Origin of the sequence: Promicromonospora sp. NPDC019610 (assembly GCF_044389365.1) — a bacterium.
Lineage (GTDB): Bacteria > Actinomycetota > Actinomycetes > Actinomycetales > Cellulomonadaceae > Promicromonospora.
Window position 1 is genome coordinate 2,316,431 of the sequence record NZ_JBIRXX010000001.1, and the last position, 21,670, is coordinate 2,338,100.

Genomic DNA, 21,670 nt, shown 5'->3' on the forward strand with positions numbered 1-21,670 from the left:
GCGGCCGGAGCAGGCGTCCGTGTCAGTGGCTCCGCGTACGGTCGGCAACGACGTACCGAGCCATCCATGTCGGCGCACAGAGCGCCCAGAGACCGAAGGTGTTGCACATGCCCGCACCAGCAGACCGCGACAAGGCCCTCGAGGCCGCTCTCGCACAGATCGACCGTAGTTTCGGCAAGGGCTCGGTCATGCGCCTCGGCGACGAGACGCGCGCGCCCATCGAGGTGGTTCCCACCGGTTCGATCGCCCTCGACGTGGCCCTCGGCATCGGCGGCCTCCCGCGCGGCCGCATCGTCGAGGTGTACGGCCCCGAGTCCTCGGGCAAGACGACCATCGCGCTGCACGCCGTGGCCAACGCCCAGCGCCTGGGCGGCATCGCGGCGTTCATCGACGCCGAGCACGCGCTCGACCCGGAGTACGCCAAGAAGCTCGGTGTCGACACCGACGCCCTCCTGGTCTCGCAGCCGGACACCGGCGAGCAGGCGCTGGAGATCACGGACATGCTGATCCGGTCCGGCGCGCTCGACATCATCGTCATCGACTCCGTCGCGGCCCTGACGCCCAAGGCCGAGATCGAGGGCGAGATGGGCGACAGCCACGTGGGTCTCCAGGCCCGCCTCATGTCGCAGGCCCTGCGCAAGATCACCGGTGCGCTCAGCGCGTCCGGCACCACGGCGATCTTCATCAACCAGCTGCGCGAGAAGATCGGCGTGTTCTTCGGCTCGCCCGAGACCACCACCGGTGGAAAGGCGCTGAAGTTCTACGCGTCGGTCCGTCTCGACATCCGCCGCATCGAGACTCTCAAGGAGGGTACGGACGCGGTCGGCAACCGCACCCGCGTGAAGGTCGTCAAGAACAAGATGGCGCCGCCCTTCAAGCAGGCGGAGTTCGACATCCTGTACGGCCACGGCATCTCCCGCGAGGGTGGGCTCATCGACATGGGCGTGGAGCACGGCTTCGTGCGCAAGTCCGGCTCGTGGTTCACCTACGAGGGCGACCAGCTCGGCCAGGGCAAGGAGAACGCGCGGTCCTTCCTGCGCGACAACCCCGACCTCGCCAACGACATCGAGAAGCGGGTCAAGGAGAAGCTGGGCGTGGGGCCGAAGGTCGACGCCCCGGCGGACCCGGCCGCGGGTGCTCCGGCACCGTCGGCGACCGAGGCCGCCCCGCCCACGGGCACCGTCGCGGCGGCCAGCTCGTCCTCGCGGACGACCACCACGGCCAAGGCCACCAAGACGACGGCGACGCGTGCGAAGACCGCCGTCAAGACGACCGCGGCGAAGACCGCGGCCAAGGCGGAGGCAGCCGCCGAGAAGGCTCCGTTCTGACGTGCAGTACGGTGATCCAGCGGATGGTCCCGGCGTGGGGAAGCGTCGGGGCCATCCGGCCTTTAGGGACGGGTCCGAACAGGCTGTCGCGGACGGGTCCGAGGAGGGCCGCCGGGCGGGCGGACGCGGACGTCGCACCGGTCGCGGCGGTGGCCGCGACAGCCGCGAGCAGGCACCCCGCAAGACCGTCGCGGAACGCCTGGAGGCCGGCGAGATCAGCCGGGACGACGCCGTCGAGAAGACCCGCGAGGTCGTCCTCCGCATCCTGACGGCGGCGCAGAAGTCCCGTCGCGAGCTCGAACAGTCGCTGGCCCGCAAGGGCTACCCGGAGGACGTCGTCGTCCAGGTGCTCGACCGGTTCGGCGAGGTGGGCCTGGTGGACGACGCGACCTACGCGGAGACGATCGTGCGCACCCGGCACGCCGAGCGCGGCCTGGCGCGCCGTGGCATCGCCGCGGAGCTGCGCCGGCGGGGCATCGACGAGGACACCGCGGTCGAGGCCCTGGAGCAGCTCGACCCCGACGACGAGCGGGCGGCCGGCGCCCGGCTGGCCGGCAAGCTCGTCACCCGCACGCGCGGCCTCGACCGGCAGGTGCGGGTGCGCCGCGCCGTCGGCTCGCTCGCGCGCAAGGGCTACGCGCCCGGCCTGGCGTTCGAGCTGGTCAAGGACGCGCTCGCCGCGGAGGGCGAGGAGACGGACGACCTCGGCTACGCCGAGGACTGAGCAGACCTCAGCGGGGGAGCATCGACGAGGGGCCGGGTGGTCAGCAGTGAAAGCTGCTGGCCACCCGGCCCCTCGTCGATCAGGCGACGGCCCGCCGGGGGCGGACGGCCCACCTGAGGCGGACGAGCCGTCGGATCAGATGTTCCCCGGCCCGCCGGCGGCGCCGGCCACGGCTGTCGGGTTGCCGATCCCGGTGCCCTCGATGGTCGGACCGGCCGTGCGGCTGGACAGCAGCCGCGACAGCTGGTGGGCCAGCACGGTGAGCAGCAGGTTCAGCACGATGAACACCACGGCCACGACCGTGAGCACCTGTAGGGGGTTGCCGTCGGCCGAGTAGACGATCTGCCCGGTACGGAGCAGCTCCTGGTAGCCGATGAGCTGCCCGAGCGCCGAGTCCTTGAGGACCACGACGATCTGCGACACCATCGCCGGGAGCATGGCCACCAGCGCCTGGGGGAGCTGGATCGACCGTAGGGTCTGGCCCGGCGTCAGGCCGATCGCGAGCCCGGCCTCGCCCTGCCCGCGGGGCAGGTTGCCCACGCCCGACCGCACCAGCTCCGCGATGACGGAGCCGTTGTACAGGATGAGCGCGACGACGACGGCGAGGAACGCCTTGTCGGAGACACCGGGCAGCGTCTGCCCGAACAACCCGTAGAAGAACACCATCATGAGCAGCACGGGGACGGCCCGGAAGAACTCGACCACGGTGCCGGACACCCGCCGCACCAGGGCGAGCTGCGACAGCCGGCCCATGCCGAACACGAGGCCGAACACGATCGATCCGACGATCGCGAACGCCGCTGCCCGCAGCGTGTTGATCAGGCCGGGGATCAGGTAGTACTGCCAGGTGCGGGCCGAGACGGCGTCCGCCCAGAGCTGGGGCTCCAGCTGGCCCTTGTCGTCGAGCTGGACCAGGACCCAGGCGGCCGCGGCGAGCACGACGACGGCCCCGAGCACGTTGCCGACGAGGGTCCAGGTCCGGGCGCGCGGTCCGGGCGCGTCGAAGAGTACGGAGGCGCTCATCGCTTCACCGCCAGTCGCTGGGACAGCCAGGTGGTCAGCAGTCCGATGGGGATCACCAGGATCACGTAGCCGATCGCGAACACCGCGAAGATCTCCCACAGGTAGTTGGGGTTGAACTCGATCATCGTCTTCATCGTGGACGAGGTCTCCCAGGAGACGCTGGCCGCCGCGGCGACGGTCGAGTTCTTCAGCAGGGCGATGAGCGTGTTGCCGAGCGGGGCGACGGCCCCGCGGAACGCCTGCGGCAGGATGATCAGCCGTGCGGCCGGCAGGAACGAGAGCCCGATCGCCCGGGCAGCCTCGGCCTGTCCCAGCGGGACGGTGTTCACGCCGGAGCGGATCGCCTCGCACACGAACGCCGCGTGGTAGACGGCCAGGCCGACGACGGCGAGGCGGAAGAAGTTGTCCTCGAAGTTGTCGGCGAGCTGGATCTGGAGCGCGGTCCACACGCCCATGACCATGAAGGTCATGATGATCGTCAGCGGGGTGTTGCGGAAGATGCTGACGTACGTGGTACCGGCCCAGCGCAGCGACGCGATGGGCGAGATCCGCATGAGCGCCAGCAGCGTGCCGAGCGCCAGCGCGATCAGCGCGCCCCAGAACGTCAGCTGGATGTTGGTCCAGAACGCTCCGAGCACGTCGTACTGCTGCAGGAGCGCGCCGAGCCCGGACAGATAGTCGTTCACGGGTCACCTTTCGGGAGAGGCACGGCCGTGGTCGGCGCGCCCCGGGAGGTCACAGTCGCGGACGGCGGGATGCCGCCCCGCAACGAACCGGGATCGCGTCTCGCTCGGCGGACGCGATCCCGGTTCACTGCGAAGGGACGTCAGGCGCAGGCGGCCGGCGTCGGCGGGTTGAGGTCCGCGTTCGGGGTGTAGTCGGCGCCCTCGGTGTTGGCGGCGACGAGCTCGTCCCAGGTGCCGTCGTCGATCATCTTGGTGATCGCCGCGTTGATGTCCTCGCAGCGGTCCGAGCCCTTGGGCAGGCCCACGCCGTACTGCTCCTCGGAGAACGGCGCGCCGACGACCTTGAGGTTGCCGTCACCGTTGGCCGCGGCGAGACCGGCCAGGATGATGTCGTCGGTCGTGACGGCGTCGACCTGGCCGGCGACCAGGGCGGTCACGCACTCGGCGTAGCCGGGGCGCTCCAGCAGCTGGACACCCTCGGCGTAGTCGGTCTTGATCTTCTCCGCCGACGTCGACCCGGTGACCGAGCAGAGGTTCTTGCCCTCCAGGTCCTGCGGGCCGGTGATGTCGGTGTTGTCGGCGGCGACGAGGAGGTCCTGCCCGGCGACGAAGTACGGGCCGGCGAAGTCGATGACCTCCTTGCGCTCGTCCGTGATCGAGTAGGTGGCGAAGATCATGTCCACGTCACCGTTCTGGAGCATGCTCTCGCGGTTCGCGGAGGGCGTCTCCTTGAAGGTGATCTGGTCCTCGCTGTAGCCCAGCTCGTTGGCGACGTACCGGGCGACGTCCACGTCGAACCCGGTGTACTCGGCGCCGTCCTGCAGGCCGAGGCCCGGCTGGTCGTACTTGATGCCGATGGTGATGCCGTCGCCGCCCTCGGACGCGCCGTCCTCGGGCTCGCCCCCGACCTCGGCTCCGCCACAGGCCGAGAGCGCGAGGGTCGACGCCGCGGCCATCGCCAGCAGCCCCATGGTGTGCTTGCGCATGATTCCCCTTCGGTAGTTCGGGGTCCGGGTAGGACCCCTTGGCTGGGATCAGTCAGTGAAAGATCAGTGGGTCAGGATCTTGGAGAGGAAGTCGCGTGCCCGATCGCTCTTGGGCGCCGTGAAGAACTCCTCGGGGTGAGCTTCCTCGACGATCTGGCCGTCCGCCATGAAGACCACGCGGTCGGCGGCCTTCCGGGCGAAGCCCATCTCGTGCGTCACGACGATCATCGTCATGCCCTCCTGGGCGAGCGCGACCATCGCGTCGAGCACCTCGTTGACCATCTCGGGGTCGAGGGCCGACGTCGGCTCGTCGAACAGCATCACCTTCGGCTGCATCGCCAGGGCGCGCGCGATCGCGACACGCTGCTGCTGGCCGCCCGAGAGCTGGGCGGGCATCTTGCCGGCCTGGTTGCCGACGCCCACGCGGTCGAGCAGGGCACGAGCCTGCTCCTCCGCGGCCTTCTTGGACAGCCCGCGGACCTTGCGCGGCCCGAGCGTCACGTTGTCGAGCACGGTCTTGTGCGCGAACAGGTTGAACGACTGGAAGACCATCCCGACCTCGGCGCGCAGCTGCGCCAGGGCCTTGCCCTCCTCGGGCAGGGTCTTCCCGTCGACGGTGATCGAACCGTCGTCGATGGTCTCCAGGCGGTTGATCGCCCGGCACAGCGTGGACTTGCCGGAGCCGGACGGGCCGATGACGACCAGCACCTCGCCCTTGCGGACGGTGAGGTCGATGTCCTGCAGCACGTGCAGCGCGCCGAAGTGCTTGTTCACGCGCTTCAGCTCGACGAGGGGCGCCCCGAGGGCGCGGTCCGACGTCGGAGCGTCCGCGGAGCTGTCGGCCGCCGGTTGGCCGGTGGTCGAGGTGGTCTGGTCCATCCCTTGAACCTAACGATCCGATGTTTCAAGGACCAAGTCGACGGGTCATCCCGGGACAACGTTTCGGTAACAGATGCCCGCAATGCGCCCGAACTCGCCGTTCGGCGCGGCTCGAAAGGGGTCGTAAAATCGAGGCGATGTCCACGACCGCCCTGCCCACAGTCCCGCTCGACGCCGCCGCGACCGACACCGCCGTCGGCGACGCCGCGTCCGAGCAGCCCCGCACCTACCTGGTCCGCACCCTCGGGTGCCAGATGAACGTGCACGACTCCGAGCACATGGCCGGCATGCTCGAGCAGGCCGGCTACACGCGCGCCTCCAGCCAGGACGAGGCCGCGAACTCCGCCGACGTCGTCGTGATCAACACCTGCGCCGTGCGCGAGAACGCCGCCAACAAGCTGTACGGGAACCTCGGGCAGCTCGCGGGCATCAAGGCCACCCGGCCGGGCATGCAGATCGCCGTCGGCGGCTGCCTGGCCCAGAAGGACCGGGGTGACATCGTCGCGAAGGCCCCGTGGGTCGACGTCGTCTTCGGCACGCACAACCTCGACGCCCTGCCGGTGCTGCTGGAGCGCGCCCGGCACAACGAGGCGGCGCAGGTCGAGATCGCGGAGTCCCTGCAGGTCTTCCCGTCCACGCTGCCGACCAAGCGCGAGTCGGTCTACGCGGGCTGGGTCAGCATCTCGGTGGGCTGCAACAACACCTGCACCTTCTGCATCGTGCCGCACCTGCGCGGCAAGGAGCGCGACCGCCGTCCGGGGGAGATCCTCGCGGAGGTCGAGGCGCTCGTCGCCGCCGGCGCGATCGAGGTGACGCTGCTGGGCCAGAACGTGAACAGCTACGGCGTCGAGTTCGGCGACCGCGGCGCGTTCGCCAAGCTGCTGCGCGCCTGCGGCCGGATCGAGGGCCTGGAGCGCGTGCGGTTCACGTCCCCGCACCCGGCCGCGTTCACCGACGACGTGATCGCCGCCATGGCCGAGACCCCGAACGTCATGCCGCAGCTCCACATGCCGCTGCAGTCCGGCTCCGACCGGATCCTGCGCGCGATGCGCCGCTCGTACCGCTCGGAGAAGTTCCTCGGCATCCTCGACAGGGTCCGCACCGCGATGCCCGACGCGTCGATCACGACCGACATCATCGTGGGCTTCCCCGGCGAGACCGAGGAGGACTTCGCCGAGACGATGCGCGTGGTCGAGGCGTCCCGGTTCAGCTCGGCCTTCATCTTCCAGTACTCGCCGCGCCCGGGCACGCCCGCCGCGACGATGGCGGACCAGCTCCCCAAGGCCGTGGTGCAGGAGCGGTTCGAGCGCCTGCTCGCCCTCCAGGAGCGCATCGGGGCCGAGGAGGCCGACCGGCAGGTCGGGCGCACCCTCGAGGTGCTCGTCGCCGAGGGTTCCGGCCGCAAGGACGGCGCGACGCACCGCCTCTCGGGCCGCGCTGCGGACAACCGCCTGGTCCACTTCGGCCTCACCACCGGGTCCGCCGCCGGGTCCGCCGCCACGCCCGTGCCGGGCGTGGACCTCACCCAGGCGCCGGCCGGCCTCGACGACCCGCGCCTGGCCGACGTCGTGCCCGCGGGCGTGCCGCGTCCCGGCGACACGGTCACCGTGACCGTGACGAGGGCGGCCCCGCACCACCTGATCGCCGAGCCCGCCGACGCCGCGGGCCTCGTGGTGCGCCGCACCCGGTCGGGCGACGCCTGGGCCGCGCGGGAGAAGGCGCGGCTCGGCGGGGGCGAGGACGAGCACTCGCACGGCACGCCGGCGCCGTCGGGCCCGGTCTCGCTGGGCCTGCCCACGCTGCGCCGCTGACGCGACCCGTCCGATCCCGCGCCGCTGGGACGGCGAGGCCGGTCCCGTCAGGTGACGGGGCCGGCCTGGTACCGCTCGGTCAGCGGTTCTGCTCGAGGTAGTTCGCCCGGACCTTCTGCGCGCGGGCGACCGGCAGGCAGCACAGGCCCGCGACGACGCACAGGCCGATGAAGACCCAGGGGAAGCCGTCCCCGGCGTTGAAGCCGCGGAAGTTGTCCTGGTAGTCGCCGACCTGCGCGACCCACCACGCGAGCCAGGTGAGTCCGGCCCCGGCCCACGCCACCACCGCGAAGATCACCCACATCGTGGCGAGCCGGCGTGCCTTGGCGGGGTCGCCCCCGTCGGACCACCGGTCCTTGGTCGGCGAGCTCATGCGAGGGCCTTGGCCAGGAGCCCGAACGTCGGGTCGGCTGCGACCGGGACGGGCTGGGGGAGGCGCTCGACGGGACCGCTGGAGATCTCCCAGGCCTTGTCCTCGCCGATCCGGACGGCCGCGGCGCGGTCCCCGGTCGGCGCACCCGGCTGTGCGATGACCTTGATGCTTCCGGCGAACGGCAGGGTCGTGACGTCCTGGAACGTGGCGCGGACGTAGCGGGAGGCGACGTCGATCAGGCGGTCGTCGGCGGGCACGGGGAGCGCCTGCCAGATGCCGTACTCCTTGGGCTCGATGAGCGCGGCGCCGTCGGGGGACTTGACCAGGAGCGCCACGTGGTTGGTCTCCCCGGACACCCCGGCGGCCTCGATCCACTCGGTGGCGCGGTTCAGCACCGCGGCCAGCGCGAGCACGGGGCCCTGCGGGGTCAGCGTCCCGGCGGCGTCGACCGTGGCCATCTTCCGCACGATCAGCGAGCTGAGGCCGGCGCCGAGCAGGGGCGAGCCCTCAGGCACCTCGGGCAGGCGCAGGGACTCGCGCGTCTTCCGGGCCGAGGCGTCGTCACCCAGGGACAGCAGGCTGAGGAGCTCGAAGCCGGTCAGCTCGATCGTCTGCTCGGCGCGGCGGTCGGGGGCCGTCGTGGTGTCCTGCTCAGTCATCGGTTCCTCCTCGTCGGGCCGGTCGGCCGCAATTCTTCCAGGTCAAGCTCGGTGTTCCTCCACCGGGGGCACGTCACCACGGCAAGAGGTCCTTCGCGCCGTCGATGAGGTCGCCGCCCGCGTCCAGGACGTCGCCCGCCGCGTCGGCCACCCCGCCGGCGATGTCCCCGGCCGTGTCCCCGACCCAGCCCGCGGCGTCGGACGCGGCGTTCCAGGCGCCCTCGGTGATGTTGCCGTCGACGAGGAGGTCGGTGACGGCCCAGGCCGCTCCCGCACCCAGGATCGCCCAGCCGACGGGGTTGGAGACGAGGCCGGCGGCGACGAGCAGCCCGCCGACGCCCAGACCGGCGCTGATGGCGCCGTCGCCCGCCATCCAGTAGTCGCCCGAGCCGATGCCCTGGCCCATCTGGAACGCGCCGAACGCGACCGAGCCCCAGGCGAAGGCCTTGCCCGCCGTGCCGATGGCCCCGCCCCAGCCGCCCGGGAGCGCGTCGGCGACACCCCAGACGCCCTGGCCCCAGCGTGCCCCGAGCTCGATGCCGTTGTGGATCAGGCCGCCGACGGTGGCCGCCCAGTTGGCCTCGCCGACGACGTCGAGGACCGTGTCGGCCCAGTTCCCGCCGTCGCCGCCGGACAGGGTCGCGGTGCCGGCCGCCGAGGCACCGGCGAAGACGCCGGCACCGGATCCTCCGCCGGGCCCGCCGCCCGCGTAGTCGCCGCTGGTCTCCTCCTGGGCGTCCGCGTTGCGCTCCACCGCGCTCCGGGCCCCGGCGAGACCGTCCGCGGCGACGCGGAGCGCGGGCACGTGGTGCCCGTCCCACTCCTCGCGGAACTGGTCGCCGCTCGGCCCCAGCCAGTCCACGCTCGACAGCATGGACGTGACCTCGCTGATGGTGTGGTCGAGCGACTGTGACGCCGCGTCGAACTCCCTCGCGAGGGTGCGCAGCTGCTCGAGGTCAGCACCCCACATCTCACCCATCGGTTCTCCCGCCGTTCGTCCGCCGTCAACTGCTGAGAACCGTAACTGACCTGCGACAACGGGACGAGCAAAGGGGTGGGGAGAAGTCCCCATGGGCCGGGTGCGGCGCCTACCTCTCGTCCGACGACGCCTCGTCCGGCTCCGCGTCGGGCGGCGGGGCGAGCGACGCCACCGTCGAGAAGAACTGGCTCGCGGTGACCAGCCCGCACGACACCGTCTGGGCGAGCTGCTCCTCGGTGGCGCCGTGCTCGAAGTCCACCGAGACCTCGGCGTACAGGGCGAGCCCCGCACCCTCCTCGCGGGTGTAGACCTTGGGCCAGATGCGCTCGCGGTTCCAGTCGTTCGCGGCCTGGAGCACGGCCAGCCGGGCCGCCGCGGGCAGAGCTCCCGCCCAGCGGCCCCGCACCTGCAGGATCTCGTCGTGCTCGCCGAGCAGCAGGAACCAGAACCGGTTGCCGTCCCAGGTGCCGGTCACGTCGCCGTCGTCGTCGATGCGGAAGCGGTAGCCGCGGCGCGACAGGTCGTCGCCGACCCGCTGCGTCGTCAGCGGCCGCGGCTTCTCGACCGGGGCGTTCGCGAGCGTGCGGACCTGCGCTCCCGCGGGGCGCCGGGCCGCCGGGGGACGCGGGTTGAGCAGACGCGCGAGCCAGCGCCCGGCGCCGCCACCGTTCCGGGGCGGGCTCATGGCGCAGACCTCAGCGGGTCGGGGAACGTCTCGTCGAGATGCTCGAAGAACATGGAACCCGTGGTCAGGCCGCACTGCAGCAGCTGGTCGAGCTGGTCCTCGGTCACACCGTGCTCCAGGTCGACCGTCACCTCGGTGTAGACCAGCACCGCCCCGTTGTCGCGCACGCGCACGTACGTCTTGGGCCAGATGCGCTCGGCGTTCCACTCGTTGCAGAGCTCGAGGATCTCCTCGAGCCGCTCGATGGTCAGGTCGCGGTGCCACTGCCCGCGCACCTGGAGCACCTCGGAGCTCTCGCCGACCATCAGGAAGTAGAACAGCCAGCCGTGCCACAGCCCGCCGACGTCGCCCTCCGAGTCCACGAAGTAGCTGAACCCGTTCTCGCCCAGCCACTCCACCACGCGGTCGCGCGTGAGCGGCTCGGGAACGGAAGAGGGATCGTCGAGGCCGCCCGTCAGCTCGCGGAGCAGCACACCCTCTACCTGCGCCCGCAGCTCGTCGTCGTCAAGTTCCCTGGGCTCGGGCTGTTGCGGGCCGGTGGCCGCACGGTCGCCGTCGCCCGCCGTGTTCCGGCGTCGTGACCCGAAGAACCTCACCTGACCACAGTACCCGCCAGACACCCGGTCCCGCTGCGCACTTCGTCCGGAAAGCCGGGTGGAATCCCCCAGGAACGGCCAGGTGCCGCGCCCGGTGCTACTTTCATCCATCGTGCACGCCGTGATCCTGCCCGCGACCCTGCTGCTCGTCCCCGGGACAGCCCCTGGCCTGCGGACGGACCCGCTCGCGGACGTCCGCGCCGCCGTCGCCGCCGCGCTGGCGCGGCTCACCGAGGGCGGCCGGGTCCCGCTGGTCCTGGCGCACGGCCCCGCCCTGCGGCACGGTCGGATGCGCCCGTCGCTGGCGGGCTCCGGCATCGGCGACCGCTGGCTGCCCGACCCTCCGTCGGGTGCGGGACGGCGCGTCGGCGGGGCCTGGTCCTGGACCGACGAGATCCGCCCGCTCGCCGGGACCGGCGCCTCCGTCGCGCTGCTGGCGCTCGCGGGCGTGCTGGGGGAGCGGGTCGCGGAGGTCGAGGTGCTGGAGGTCCCGCCGTCCTGGCCGGGACCGGTCGCCGGCCCCGACCCCCTGCTGTCCGACGCCGCCGGCCTGGTCGTCGCGGGCGGGGGACCGCCCGGCGGCCTCGACAGCGACCCCGGGGCGCTGACGGACGGCGTCCGGGCCGCCCTGCGCGCGGCGGGCGCCGATGCGTGGACGCCGCAGGTCCAGGTCTTCGCGCAGTCGCACGACCACCTGCCGCCGGAGTACCGCGTGACGGTGCTGGCGTGACGGTGCTGGCGTGACGGCCCGCGAGGCCGGCAGGCTCCTGCGAGATCACTCCACTCCGCGAGGTCGGCAGGCTCCTGTGACGTCGGCAGTCTGCATCGAGGTCGGCACAGGCCTGTGCCGACCTCGACACAGACTGCCGACTCTGCGCGGCAAACTGCCGACCGTGGGACCCGCTGCCCTGTCGTCCCCCGGGGCCGGCCGCCCGTAAGGTTGCCGGGTGATCGTCGTCGCCGTCGTGGGGCCCACCGCCACCGGGAAGTCGGACCTCGCGCTCGACCTGGCCGAGGCGCTGCGCGCTGCCCCGGGCAGCGCGCACGGCGCCGTCCCCAGCGAGATCGTCAACGCCGACGCCTACCAGCTCTACCGCGGCATGGACGTCGGCACGGCCAAGGTCCCGCCGGCCGAGCGGCGCGGGATCGCGCACCACCAGCTCGACGTGCTGGACCCCACGCAAGACGCGTCCGTGGCGCGCTACCAGGAGGCCGCGCGCGCCGACCTGGACGCGATCGCCGGACGCGGCGCGCGTGCCGTCGTCGTCGGCGGGTCAGGCCTGTACGTGCGGGCGCTGCTGGACCAGATGGACTTCCCCGGGACGGACCCGGCCGTCCGGGAACGGCTCGAGGCGCGCGCCGAGACCGAGGGCCGGCGCGCCCTGCACGCCGAGCTGGAGCGGCTGGACCCGCAGGCCGCCGCGAGCATCGGGCCGCACAACACGCGGCGCATCGTGCGGGCGCTGGAGGTCATCGAGATCACCGGCCGCCCCTACACGGCCAACCTGCCGCGCCAGGAGTACGTGCGCCCCGCGGTGCAGATCGGGCTGGACTGCTCGCGCGAGGTGCTCGACGCGCGGGTCGGGAACCGCGTGGACCGGATGTGGGACGGCGGCCTGGTCGACGAGGTGCGCGGCCTGGCGAGCCCCGAGCAGGGCGGCACCGGGCACGGGCTCGGCGTCACCGCCGCGCGCGCCGTCGGCTACGCCGAGGTGCTCGCCTGGTGGCGCGGCGAGTCCACCGAGGCCGAGGCCCGGGAGGCCGTCACCGCGAACACACGGCGCCTCGCGCGCAAGCAGATGGGCTGGTTCGGCCGCGACCCGCGCGTGCACTGGCTCGACGCGGCCTCGCCGCACCTGCTGGACGACGCCCTCGCGGTCGTGGCCGCCGCCGACGCCGGGACCTTGGCGGTTGCCGGGACCGAGCCGGTGCGCCGTAGCCTGGGGTCATGACGCAGCCCGCGACCAGCCCCGTGCCCTCCGTCCCGACGCCCGGCACCCTCGCCTTCACCAAGGGCCACGGCACGCAGAACGACTTCGTGCTGATCGCGGACCCCGAGGGGCTGCTCGACCTGACGCCCGCCGACGTGCGCCGGCTCGCCGACCGCCGCGCGGGCATCGGCGGCGACGGCGTGATCCGCCTCGCGCCGACCGCCGCCCTGGCGAGCGCGGGCGAGGAGGCCGCCCAGGTCGCCCTGGCCCAGGACCCGACGGCCGAGTGGTTCATGGACTACCGCAACGCAGACGGCTCCGTGGCCGAGATGTGCGGCAACGGCGTGCGCGTCTTCGCCGCGTTCGCCGAGCAGGAGGGCCTCGCCGACCTGTCCGCCGGACCGCTCAGCCTCGGCACGCGCGCCGGCGTCAAGCGCGTGACCAAGGAGGCCGGGGGCTGGTACGCCGTCGACATGGGCCGCTGGTTCCTGCCGGGCGGCGAGAGCGCGGCCGCCGACGGGTACGACGCCGCCGTCGCGGTGCGCGGCTGGAGCGCACCCCGGCCCGCCCTGAGCGTCGACCTCGGCAACCCGCACACCGTCGTCGCCCTCGCGAGCGTCGAGGAGCTCGCCGCCCTGGAGCTGTTCCACGCCCCCGAGGTCGCGCCCGTGCCGCCGCACGGCACCAACGTCGAGCTCGTGGTGCCGCTCGGCGAGGAGGAGGGGCCCGACGGCGTCGTCGGCCGCCTGCGCATGCGCGTGCACGAGCGCGGGGTGGGCGAGACGCCGTCCTGCGGCACGGGCGCCTGCGCCGCGGCGCTCGCGGTGCGGACGTGGCAGGGCGGATCGTCCGGCGACGGCGCCCCCGACACCTGGATGGTGGAGGTGCCGGGCGGCGAGGTGCGCGTGCGCGTGCTGCCGGGTGGCAACGTCGAGCTCGCCGGCCCGGCGGAGCTGGTCTACTCGGGCCGCGTCTCCCTCTGACGTGTCAGACGTACAGGTCCCTCGGGTGACCTGTACGTCTGACCCGTGCGGCTGGGGACAGGTCAGCCCGCGACGCGGAGCACCCGGAAGCCCTTGGACGACGTCGTGCGCTCGACCGTGAGCCCCAGCGCCTCGGTGATCCAGCGGGCCAGCGAGTCGGAGCCCAGGTTCTTCTGCACCACGAGCCAGGCCGCCGCGTCGGGCTCGAGCCGGGGCAGCCAGCGGGTCAGCAGGTCGTGCAGCGCCTGCTTGCCCACGCGGATCGGCGGGTTGGACCAGCAGGCGGCGAACCGCACGTCGTCGGGTACGTCGTCCGGCAGGGCCGCCCGGACGTTCTCCAGACCCAGCCGCTCGGCGTTGCGCCGCACCAGGTCGAGAGCGCGCTCGTTGACGTCGACCGCCCAGACGGCGGCCTCCGGCGCCGCCAGCGCCAGGCTGATCGTGATCGGCCCCCACCCGCAGCCCAGGTCGAGCAGGTCGCCCGTGGCCGGAGGCGGCGGCACGTGGTCCAGCAGCACAGCGGTGCCCTTGTCGAGGCCGCCAGGGGAGAAGACGCCGGCCGCCACCTCGACCTCCAGCTCGCGCCCGGCGAGGCGGACGATCCGGGTGCGGCGCTCGTCGTCCGAGGCGGGCTGCGCGGTGAAGTAGTGGTCGCTGGACACCGGACGATCCTAGGCGGTTGCCGCCCGTGGCGACCGGTGCCAGCCTGCGGGCATGGAGATCGCGGAGGCCACCGTGGAGCGGTGGGACGACGTGCAGAGCGTGTTCGGCACGCGCGGCGGCGCCCACCACTGCCAGTGCCAGCGCATCCGGCTGGGCGACCGCGCCTGGTGGTACATGCCGGTCGAGGAGCGCGCGCACACGCTGCGGGAGCAGCTCGACCCGCCGCCGGAGGCGCCGACGTCGGGCGCCCTGCTCGGTTACGTCGACGGCGAGCCCGCCGGCTGGGTCGCGGTGGCGCCCCGCACCGAGTTCGTCCGGTACCGCGGCAGCCAGGTCCCGTGGGCGGGCCGGCACGAGGACAAGGACGACGCCGGCGTGTGGGCCGTCACGTGCTTCGCCGTGCGCGTCGGCTACCGCGGGCGCGGCCTCATGTACCAGCTCGCGGCGGCCGCGGTCGAGCATGCTCGCGAGCATGGCGCGCAGGCGGTCGAGGGCTACCCGATCGTCCCGGACCCGGGGCAGCAGATCACCTGGGGCGAGGTCAACGTGGGCACGCCCGGGCCGTTCGCGGCGGCGGGGCTGACGGAGGTCAGCAGCCCGACCAAGCGTCGCCGGGTGATGCGGCTCGACTTCTGAGCCGCCACCGCCACCGCCACCGCCACCGCCACCGGCGGCGCCAGCGCCGCCGACCTCCCGGCGGCGTCGCGTCACCCCCACGGCGGGTAGTCCGGGAACCGGCTCACGCCGAGACCCACTGCGTCGGACCAGCGGTGGACCCACTCGTCGAGGTCCCGGATGCCGACCGGCTCCCGGAGCGTGGCCAGGTAGCTCTCGTGGGAGGTGACGACGTCCCGGCCGAGCCCGCGCTCCCGGACCTCGCCGACGAGGCGCTCGCGGAGGTCGGCGGTGGCCGCCCGGTCGTCGAGCAGGACGCTGTGCGCGATGCCCACGAGGTCGGCGTCCGTCAGCCCGGCCACGCCCGTGCGCACGATGTCGGGGGAGCGGATGATCGGCCGCGGGGGCGGCGTCAGCAGCATGGTCGCCCGCCAGTCGTAGTCCGGGTCGCGCAGGTGGCCGCGCAGGGCGGCCACCACCATGTCGGTGGGGCACGAGCGGTGCTCCAGCGGCAGCATCCGCCGCATGCGGCTCACCACCGAGGGGCCGCTCCGTCGGGAGCGGGCGATGACGGTGTGCTCGTCCGCGCCGTCGCGCACCCAGCGCACGATCCGCGCGGTCTCCTCGTCGGTCCACGGGCGGCCCGTCCGGTCCGGGCCTTCGAGCTCTTCGGGCATGGTCGTACCGTCCCCTGCGTGTGGTGGTCGTGTTCCTCAAGCATGGCAGCGGCCGCCGTCGGCCAGGGGTGGTTATCCACAGGCGCCGGGATCCGGGGCGATGTCTGGGGAAAGACATAGCCGCGGGACTTTCGGGCATGGGAAACTTGTTGTAACGAGCACGAACCATCGAGAGTTAGGTAGTACATGACCCACACCCCGACAGAGCCCGAGCTCCCCGCAGAGGAGACGCCCGAACTCCGCGCGGCCCAGGCAGACGCCCAGGCGATCGCGAACGATGTCGTGGCACGGGTTCTCGCTCGGGCGGGGACCGCACGTGCCGACGGCGGAACGGTGCACACCGTGGCCGACGGCGACCAGCTGGACCTCGAGGAGCGCACTGCGCTGCGCCGCGTCGCCGGCCTGTCGACCGAGCTCGAGGACGTCACCGAGGTCGAGTACCGGCAGCTGCGCCTGGAGAAGGTGGTGCTCGTCGGCCTGTTCTCGGGCGGCGAGCACGCGGCCCGCGACGCGGAGATCTCGCTGCGCGAGCTCGCCGCACTGGCCGAGACCGCCGGCTCCCAGGTCCTGGACGGCCTGCTGCAGCGCCGGCAGAAGCCCGACCCCGGCACGTACCTCGGTTCCGGCAAGGCGCTGGAGCTGGCCCAGGTGGTGCTGGCGACCGGCGCCGACACCGTGATCGTCGACAGCGAGCTCGCCCCGTCCCAGCGCCGTGCGCTGGAGGACGTGGTGAAGGTCAAGGTCGTCGACCGCACGGCACTGATCCTGGACATCTTCGCGCAGCACGCGAAGTCCCGTGAGGGCAAGGCCCAGGTCGAGCTCGCCCAGCTCGAGTACCTCCTGCCGCGCCTGCGCGGCTGGGGCGAGTCGATGTCCCGCCAGGCCGGTGGCCAGGTGGGCGGCGCGGGAGCCGGCATGGGCTCGCGCGGCCCCGGTGAGACCAAGATCGAGCTGGACCGGCGGCGCATCCGCGACCGCATGGCCAAGCTGCGGCGCGAGATCACCGCGATGAAGCCGGCACGCGAGACCAAGCGGCTCAGCCGCAAGCGCAACGCGATCCCCGCGGTCGCGATCGCGGGCTACACCAACGCCGGCAAGTCGTCGCTCCTGAACGCGCTGACCGGCGCGGGCGTGCTGGTGCAGAACGCCCTGTTCGCCACGCTGGACCCGACGGTCCGGCGGACGAAGACGGAGGACGGCCGCGTCTACACGTTCACGGACACCGTCGGGTTCGTGCGGCACCTGCCGCACCAGCTCGTCGAGGCGTTCCGGTCCACGCTGGAGGAGGTCGGCGACGCCGACATCCTGCTGCACGTCGTCGACGCGTCCCACCCCGACCCGGAGGGGCAGATCGCGGCGGTCCGCGAGGTGCTGTCCGAGATCCCGGCGTTCGAGGACGTCCACGAGATCGTGGTGCTGAACAAGGCCGACGTCGCCGACCCGACGGTCGTCGGCCGCATCCAGCGGCGCGAGCGGCACACCGCCGTCGTCTCCGCGCACTCCGGCGAGGGCATCGCCGAGCTGCGCGCCCGGATCGCGGCCGAGCTGCCACGGCCCGGTGTCCACGTGGACCTCGTGGTCCCGTACGAGCGGGGCGACCTGGTGCACCGGGTGCACGAGCACGGCGACATCGAGCTCACCGAGCACGTCGCCGCCGGCACGCACCTGCGTGGCCGGGTGGACGAGCAGCTCGCCACGGAGCTGCGTCAGGTCGCCGTCGCGCACTGACCCCGCCTCACCTGTCAGACGCCCAGGTCCCTCCGGGACCTGGGCGTCTGACGCGTTTCCGGCACCGTCCCCGGCACCGCGACAGGCTACGCAAGCGGCTTGCAGCGGCGCGCAACCACTGCAAGCGATTTGCGCTCTCCGTGGCTAGGATCGATGCATGTCGAGACGGCTGGCGGATGTTGCGAAGAAGGTAGGCGTGAGCGAGGCGACGGTCAGTCGCGTGCTCAACGGGAAGCCCGGGGTGTCCCAGGGCACGCGGGACGCCGTGCTCACGGCCCTCGACGTGCTGGGCTACGAGCGGCCCACCAAGCTGCGGGGCAGCCGCGGCAAGCTCGTCGGGCTGGTCCTGCCGGAGCTCGTCAACCCGATCTTCCCGGCGTTCGCCGAGGTGATCGGCGGGGCGCTCGCCCAGCAGGGGTTCACCCCCGTGCTGTGCACCCGGACGGCCGGCGGCGTGACCGAGGCCGAGTACATCGACCTGCTGCTCCAGCAGCAGGTCTCGGGCGTGATCTTCGCGGGCGGCTTCTACGCCGAGCGGGAGGCCGACCACGCGCACTACCGGCGGCTGGAGGACCTGGGGCTGCCGGTCGTGCTGATGAACGCCTCGATCGAGGACCTGGCGTTCCCCCGCGTGGCCTGCGACGACCTCGTGGCCATGGAGCAGGCGATGGGCCACGTCACCTCGCTGGGGCACCGGCGCGTGGGCCTGCTGCTCGGCCCGGCCGACCACGTGCCGTCGGAGCGCAAGCTCGCCGCCGCCCAGCGGTTCGCGCAACGGCACGACCTGGAGCTGGACGCCGACCTGGTCGTGCACTCGCAGTACTCCCTGGAGAGCGGCCAGGCCGCGGCCAACCGCCTCATCGAGGCCGGTGCCACGGCGATCGTCTGCGCCAGCGACCCGCTGGCGCTCGGCGCCATCCGGGCGGTGCGCCGCGCCGGGCTGTCCTGCCCGGCCGACGTCTCGGTCGTGGGCTTCGACGACTCCGCGCTGATGAACTCCACCGACCCGGCGCTGACCACCGTGCGCCAGCCCATCGAGCCGATGGGTCGGGCCGCCGTGGACCTGCTGGCAGGGCTGATCGCCGGCAGCGACGTACCGCGCGACGAGCTGCTGTTCGAGCCGGAGCTCGTGGTGCGCGCCTCCACCGCCGCGACGAAGGTTGTCGCGAAACGATAAACTTCTTGTCGAGTTCTTGCGCGGTCGTTGTCACGTGATTTACGGTTCACGGCATGACGACGACGTCCGACGCGCCCCTCGAACCGCGCCCGGCCCCCAGCGACTGGTGGCGCAGCGCAGTGATCTACCAGATCTATCCCCGCAGCTTCGCGGACGGGAACGGCGACGGCACCGGTGACCTCGCCGGCGTCCGCTCCCGGCTCGGGTACCTGCGCGACCTCGGCGTCGACGCGATCTGGTACACGCCCTGGTACGCCTCACCCCTGGCGGACGGCGGCTACGACGTGCGCGACTACCGCACGATCGACCCGGCGTTCGGCACGCTTGCGGACGCCGAGGCGCTGATCGCCGAGGCCCGCGAGGTGGGCATCCGGACGATCGTCGACGTGGTGCCGAACCACATCTCCTCGGAGCACGAGTGGTTCCAGGCCGCGCTGGCGGCCGGGCCGGGCTCGCCCGAGCGGGAGCGGTTCTGGTTCCACGACGGCAAGGGCCCGGGCGGCGACCAGATGCCCACCGGCTGGGTCTCCAGCTTCCAGGGCGAGACCTGGACCCGCACCACGAACCCGGACGGCACGCCCGGCCAGTGGTACCTGCACCTGTTCACACCCGAGCAGCCGGACGTCAACTGGAACCACCCCGACGTGCGGCAGGAGCACGAGGACGTGCTGCGGTTCTGGTTCGACCGCGGCGCGGCCGGCATCCGCATCGACTCGGCGGCGCTCATCATCAAGGACCCGGAGCTGCGCGAGGTGCCCGCGACGCCCGGCCCGGGGGAGCACCCGCACCTCGACCGCGACGAGATCCACGACGTCTACCGCGGCTGGCGGCGCGTCGCCGACGACTACGCGGAGCCCCGCGTGCTGGTGGGCGAGGTGTGGCTCGCGGACCAGGAGCGGTTCGCGCAGTACCTGCGGCCGGACGAGATGCACACGGCGTTCAACTTCGACTTCATGGCGCGCCCCTGGGACGCCAAGGAGCTGCGCGAGTCGATCCGGACCACGCTCGAGGCGCACGCCCCGGTCGGCGCGCCGGCCACGTGGGTGCTCTCCAACCACGACGTCACGCGCCCCGTGACCCGGTACGGCCGCGAGGACTCGTCCTTCGACTTCGCCGCCAAGCGGTTCGGCACGCCGTCCGACCTGGACCTCGGCACCCGCCGTGCGCGGGCCGCGTCGCTGCTGGTCGCCGCGCTGCCCGGCGCGCTGTACGTCTACCAGGGCGACGAGCTCGGCCTGCCCGAGGCCGACGTGCCGCGCGAGCTGATCCAGGACCCCATGCACTTCCGCTCCGAGGGGGTGGACCCGGGCCGCGACGGCTGCCGCGTCCCCCTGCCGTGGACGCGCACGGGCGCAAGCCTGGGTTTCGGGCCCGACGACGGCGCGGCGCCCTGGCTGCCCCAGCCGGCGGGCTGGGCCGACCTCTCGGTCGAGGCCCAGGACGCCGACCCCGGCTCGATGCTGAGCCTGTACCGCCAGGCGCTGCACCTGCGTCGCGGCCTTCCCGCGCTGCACGCCGAGGAGTTCGCGTGGCTCGACCTCGGCGGGGACGACGTCCTCGCCTTCACCCGCGGCGCCGGCCTCGCCTGCGTCGCCAACCTCGGGACGACCCCCGTCCCTCTGCCCGCCGGGGCCACCGTGCTCCTGGCGAGCGGCCCCGTCGACGGTGTCGTCGGACCGGACATCGCTGTCTGGCTCGGCCTGCCGTCCTGATCCTCGGCACCCGGCCGAGAACCACCTTTCTGCCCCCAGACGTGCCGACCCAGCGGCACACGACCAAGGAGTGACAATGAAGTCAGCAAACAAGCGCGCGGCGTTCGCCCTGGCGGGTGTCCTGTCGCTCGCGGGAACCCTCACGGCCTGCGGTTCGTCCTCGGACGCCGCGGACGAGCCCGAGGGCCCCGTGACCATCGAGGTCTCCATCGACGCCGGCCTCGAGCAGGCCGCGATCGACGCGTTCGACGAGCGCATCGCGCAGTTCGAGGAGGCCAACCCGGACATCCAGGTCGAGACCAAGGAGTTCACCTGGTCCGGCACCACGTTCGCCGCCGAGCTCGCGGGCGGCACGCTGCCCGACGTCTTCCCGATCCCGTTCACCGACGGCCGGGCCCTCATCGAGCGCGGGCAGATCGCCGACGTCAGCGAGCTCGTCGCCGAGCTGCCGTACGCGGACCAGTTCAACCCCACCATCGCCGCCGCGGGCCAGGACGCCGAGGGCAACATGTGGGCCGTGCCGATCGCCGCGTACAACCAGGGCCTGCACTACAACCGGGCCCTGTTCGAGGAGGCCGGCCTCGACCCGGACAACCCCCCGACCACCTGGGACGAGGTGCGCGAGGCCGCGAAGGCGATCTCGGACAAGACCGGCCAGGCCGGCTACGCCCACATGACGCAGAGCAACACCGGTGGCTGGATCCTCACCACGGAGACCTACGCGCTGGGCGGCCGCATGACCGAGGGCGAGGGCGAGGACATCACGGCGACCGTCGACAACGACGCCACGGCCGCGGCCCTGGAGATGCTCCGCGAGATGCGCTGGGAGGACAACTCCATGGGTTCCAGCTTCCTGTACGACTGGGGCACCATCAACCAGGACTTCGCCGCCGGCAAGATCGGCATGTACGTCTCGGGCGGGGCCAACTACCCCAACCTGTTCACGCAGAACCAGATGAACCCGGACGAGTACGGCGTCACGGTGCTGCCCCTGGAGGGTGACGACGCCGGCACGCTCGGCGGCGGCACGCTCGCCGCGGTGAGCTCGGCGGCGTCCGAGGCCGAGCAGGCCGCGGCCGTGAAGTGGATCGACTTCTACTACATCTCCAAGCTGACCGACGAGGAGCAGGCGGTCGCCGAGGCCGAGGTCGCCGCCGAGACCGACCAGCCCGTCGGCGCCCCCGCCCTGCCGATCTTCGACCGCGAGACCTACGAGCAGCAGCAGAGCTGGATCAAGGACCTCGTCAACGTCCCGCTGGAGAACTTCGCGCCGATGACGGACCAGATGTTCGACCAGCCCGTCATCCCCGAGCCCGCCGTCGCCACCCAGGACGTGTACGCGGCGCTCGACCCGGTGGTCCAGGCGGTGCTCACGGACGAGAACGCGGACGTCGACAAGCTCCTCGCCGACGCCCAGACCCAGGTCCAGGGACTGCTCGACCGCAGCTGACCCGC

22 protein-coding genes are annotated in these 21,670 nt (G+C 72.7%); 11 read left to right on the top strand and 11 right to left on the bottom strand.

Annotated elements, in window-relative coordinates:
• Positions 1-107 precede the first annotated feature (107 nt).
• Both recA and ACH45N_RS10310 read left to right on the top strand, forming a co-directional pair.
• Entirely contained in the window at positions 108-1,328 is a 1,221-nt protein-coding gene (recA, locus tag ACH45N_RS10305) for a recombinase RecA (protein WP_397393318.1), read from the top strand.
• Positions 1,329-1,362: 34 nt separating this feature from the next.
• Entirely contained in the window at positions 1,363-2,052 is a 690-nt protein-coding gene (locus ACH45N_RS10310; protein ID WP_397393319.1) for a regulatory protein RecX, read from the top strand.
• A gap of 135 nt (positions 2,053-2,187) precedes the next feature.
• On the opposite strand, the gene ACH45N_RS10315 is transcribed toward ACH45N_RS10310, so the two are convergent.
• The 4 genes from ACH45N_RS10315 to ACH45N_RS10330 form a co-directional block, all read right to left on the bottom strand.
• Positions 2,188-3,075: an amino acid ABC transporter permease gene (locus ACH45N_RS10315; protein ID WP_397393320.1), complete on the bottom strand. Its 888-nt coding sequence runs from the start codon at positions 3,073-3,075 to the stop codon at positions 2,188-2,190.
• The gene (locus ACH45N_RS10320; RefSeq protein WP_397393321.1) at positions 3,072-3,761 is read right to left on the bottom strand and encodes an amino acid ABC transporter permease; all 690 of its coding nucleotides are present in this window, start codon (positions 3,759-3,761) and stop codon (positions 3,072-3,074) included. Before ACH45N_RS10320 ends, ACH45N_RS10315 begins: the two co-directional genes overlap by 4 nt.
• A 140-nt stretch (positions 3,762-3,901) precedes the next feature.
• The gene (locus tag ACH45N_RS10325) at positions 3,902-4,747 is read right to left on the bottom strand and encodes a glutamate ABC transporter substrate-binding protein (protein ID WP_397393322.1); all 846 of its coding nucleotides are present in this window, start codon (positions 4,745-4,747) and stop codon (positions 3,902-3,904) included.
• Positions 4,748-4,810: 63 nt separating this feature from the next.
• Entirely contained in the window at positions 4,811-5,626 is an 816-nt protein-coding gene (locus ACH45N_RS10330) for an amino acid ABC transporter ATP-binding protein (RefSeq protein WP_397393323.1), read from the bottom strand.
• Positions 5,627-5,763: 137 nt separating this feature from the next.
• On the opposite strand from ACH45N_RS10330, the gene miaB reads away from it, so the two are divergent.
• Entirely contained in the window at positions 5,764-7,437 is a 1,674-nt protein-coding gene (gene miaB / locus ACH45N_RS10335; RefSeq protein WP_397393324.1) for a tRNA (N6-isopentenyl adenosine(37)-C2)-methylthiotransferase MiaB, read from the top strand.
• 79 nt (positions 7,438-7,516) lie between these two features.
• Here the strand turns inward: miaB and ACH45N_RS10340 are convergent, their stop codons facing one another.
• The 5 genes from ACH45N_RS10340 to ACH45N_RS10360 all read right to left on the bottom strand — a co-directional run bounded on the left by ACH45N_RS10340 (position 7,517) and on the right by ACH45N_RS10360 (position 10,729).
• Complete coding sequence (locus tag ACH45N_RS10340; RefSeq protein ID WP_397393325.1) at positions 7,517-7,810, bottom strand: hypothetical protein; 294 nt, start codon at positions 7,808-7,810, stop codon at positions 7,517-7,519.
• Complete coding sequence (locus tag ACH45N_RS10345) at positions 7,807-8,469, bottom strand: hypothetical protein (protein ID WP_397393326.1); 663 nt, start codon at positions 8,467-8,469, stop codon at positions 7,807-7,809. The genes ACH45N_RS10340 and ACH45N_RS10345 overlap by 4 nt, the downstream gene beginning before the upstream one ends.
• A gap of 73 nt (positions 8,470-8,542) precedes the next feature.
• Positions 8,543-9,448, bottom strand: coding sequence for a WXG100 family type VII secretion target (locus tag ACH45N_RS10350; protein WP_397393327.1), 906 nt, complete (start codon positions 9,446-9,448; stop codon positions 8,543-8,545).
• 109 nt (positions 9,449-9,557) lie between these two features.
• The gene (locus tag ACH45N_RS10355; RefSeq protein ID WP_397393328.1) at positions 9,558-10,133 is read right to left on the bottom strand and encodes a YbjN domain-containing protein; all 576 of its coding nucleotides are present in this window, start codon (positions 10,131-10,133) and stop codon (positions 9,558-9,560) included.
• Positions 10,130-10,729 carry a YbjN domain-containing protein gene (locus ACH45N_RS10360; RefSeq protein WP_285104952.1) on the bottom strand — a complete coding sequence of 200 codons (600 nt, stop codon included), beginning with the start codon at positions 10,727-10,729 and terminating at the stop codon, positions 10,130-10,132. Before ACH45N_RS10360 ends, ACH45N_RS10355 begins: the two co-directional genes overlap by 4 nt.
• A gap of 94 nt (positions 10,730-10,823) precedes the next feature.
• Between ACH45N_RS10360 and ACH45N_RS10365 the strand changes: the two genes are divergently transcribed.
• The 3 genes from ACH45N_RS10365 to dapF all read left to right on the top strand — a co-directional run bounded on the left by ACH45N_RS10365 (position 10,824) and on the right by dapF (position 13,643).
• Positions 10,824-11,459 (top strand): hypothetical protein, encoded by a 636-nt coding sequence (locus ACH45N_RS10365; protein WP_397393329.1) that lies wholly within the window; start codon positions 10,824-10,826, stop codon positions 11,457-11,459.
• 217 nt (positions 11,460-11,676) lie between these two features.
• The gene (gene miaA / locus ACH45N_RS10370; RefSeq protein WP_397393330.1) at positions 11,677-12,681 is read left to right on the top strand and encodes a tRNA (adenosine(37)-N6)-dimethylallyltransferase MiaA; all 1,005 of its coding nucleotides are present in this window, start codon (positions 11,677-11,679) and stop codon (positions 12,679-12,681) included.
• Positions 12,678-13,643 carry a diaminopimelate epimerase gene (dapF, locus tag ACH45N_RS10375; RefSeq protein ID WP_397393331.1) on the top strand — a complete coding sequence of 322 codons (966 nt, stop codon included), beginning with the start codon at positions 12,678-12,680 and terminating at the stop codon, positions 13,641-13,643. Before miaA ends, dapF begins: the two co-directional genes overlap by 4 nt.
• A 62-nt stretch (positions 13,644-13,705) precedes the next feature.
• Here dapF and ACH45N_RS10380 read toward each other — a convergent pair whose 3' ends face one another.
• A complete protein-coding gene (locus tag ACH45N_RS10380; protein WP_397393332.1) occupies positions 13,706-14,305 on the bottom strand; it encodes a class I SAM-dependent methyltransferase in 600 nt (199 codons plus the stop codon).
• 52 nt (positions 14,306-14,357) lie between these two features.
• Between ACH45N_RS10380 and ACH45N_RS10385 the strand changes: the two genes are divergently transcribed.
• A complete protein-coding gene (locus ACH45N_RS10385; protein WP_397393333.1) occupies positions 14,358-14,942 on the top strand; it encodes a GNAT family N-acetyltransferase in 585 nt (194 codons plus the stop codon).
• Between the two features lie 71 nt (positions 14,943-15,013).
• Here ACH45N_RS10385 and ACH45N_RS10390 read toward each other — a convergent pair whose 3' ends face one another.
• The gene (locus ACH45N_RS10390; protein WP_397393334.1) at positions 15,014-15,598 is read right to left on the bottom strand and encodes a hypothetical protein; all 585 of its coding nucleotides are present in this window, start codon (positions 15,596-15,598) and stop codon (positions 15,014-15,016) included.
• A 186-nt stretch (positions 15,599-15,784) separates the two neighbouring features.
• On the opposite strand from ACH45N_RS10390, the gene hflX reads away from it, so the two are divergent.
• The 4 genes from hflX (at position 15,785) to ACH45N_RS10410 (ending at position 21,665) form a co-directional block, all read left to right on the top strand.
• Positions 15,785-17,326, top strand: a complete 1,542-nt coding sequence (hflX, locus tag ACH45N_RS10395; protein ID WP_397393335.1) for a GTPase HflX — start codon at positions 15,785-15,787, stop codon at positions 17,324-17,326.
• Between the two features lie 157 nt (positions 17,327-17,483).
• Entirely contained in the window at positions 17,484-18,503 is a 1,020-nt protein-coding gene (locus ACH45N_RS10400) for a LacI family DNA-binding transcriptional regulator (RefSeq protein WP_397393336.1), read from the top strand.
• A 53-nt stretch (positions 18,504-18,556) separates the two neighbouring features.
• Positions 18,557-20,215 carry a glycoside hydrolase family 13 protein gene (locus ACH45N_RS10405; RefSeq protein ID WP_397393337.1) on the top strand — a complete coding sequence of 553 codons (1,659 nt, stop codon included), beginning with the start codon at positions 18,557-18,559 and terminating at the stop codon, positions 20,213-20,215.
• A 76-nt stretch (positions 20,216-20,291) separates the two neighbouring features.
• Positions 20,292-21,665 carry an ABC transporter substrate-binding protein gene (locus ACH45N_RS10410; protein ID WP_397393338.1) on the top strand — a complete coding sequence of 458 codons (1,374 nt, stop codon included), beginning with the start codon at positions 20,292-20,294 and terminating at the stop codon, positions 21,663-21,665.
• Positions 21,666-21,670 lie beyond the last annotated feature (5 nt).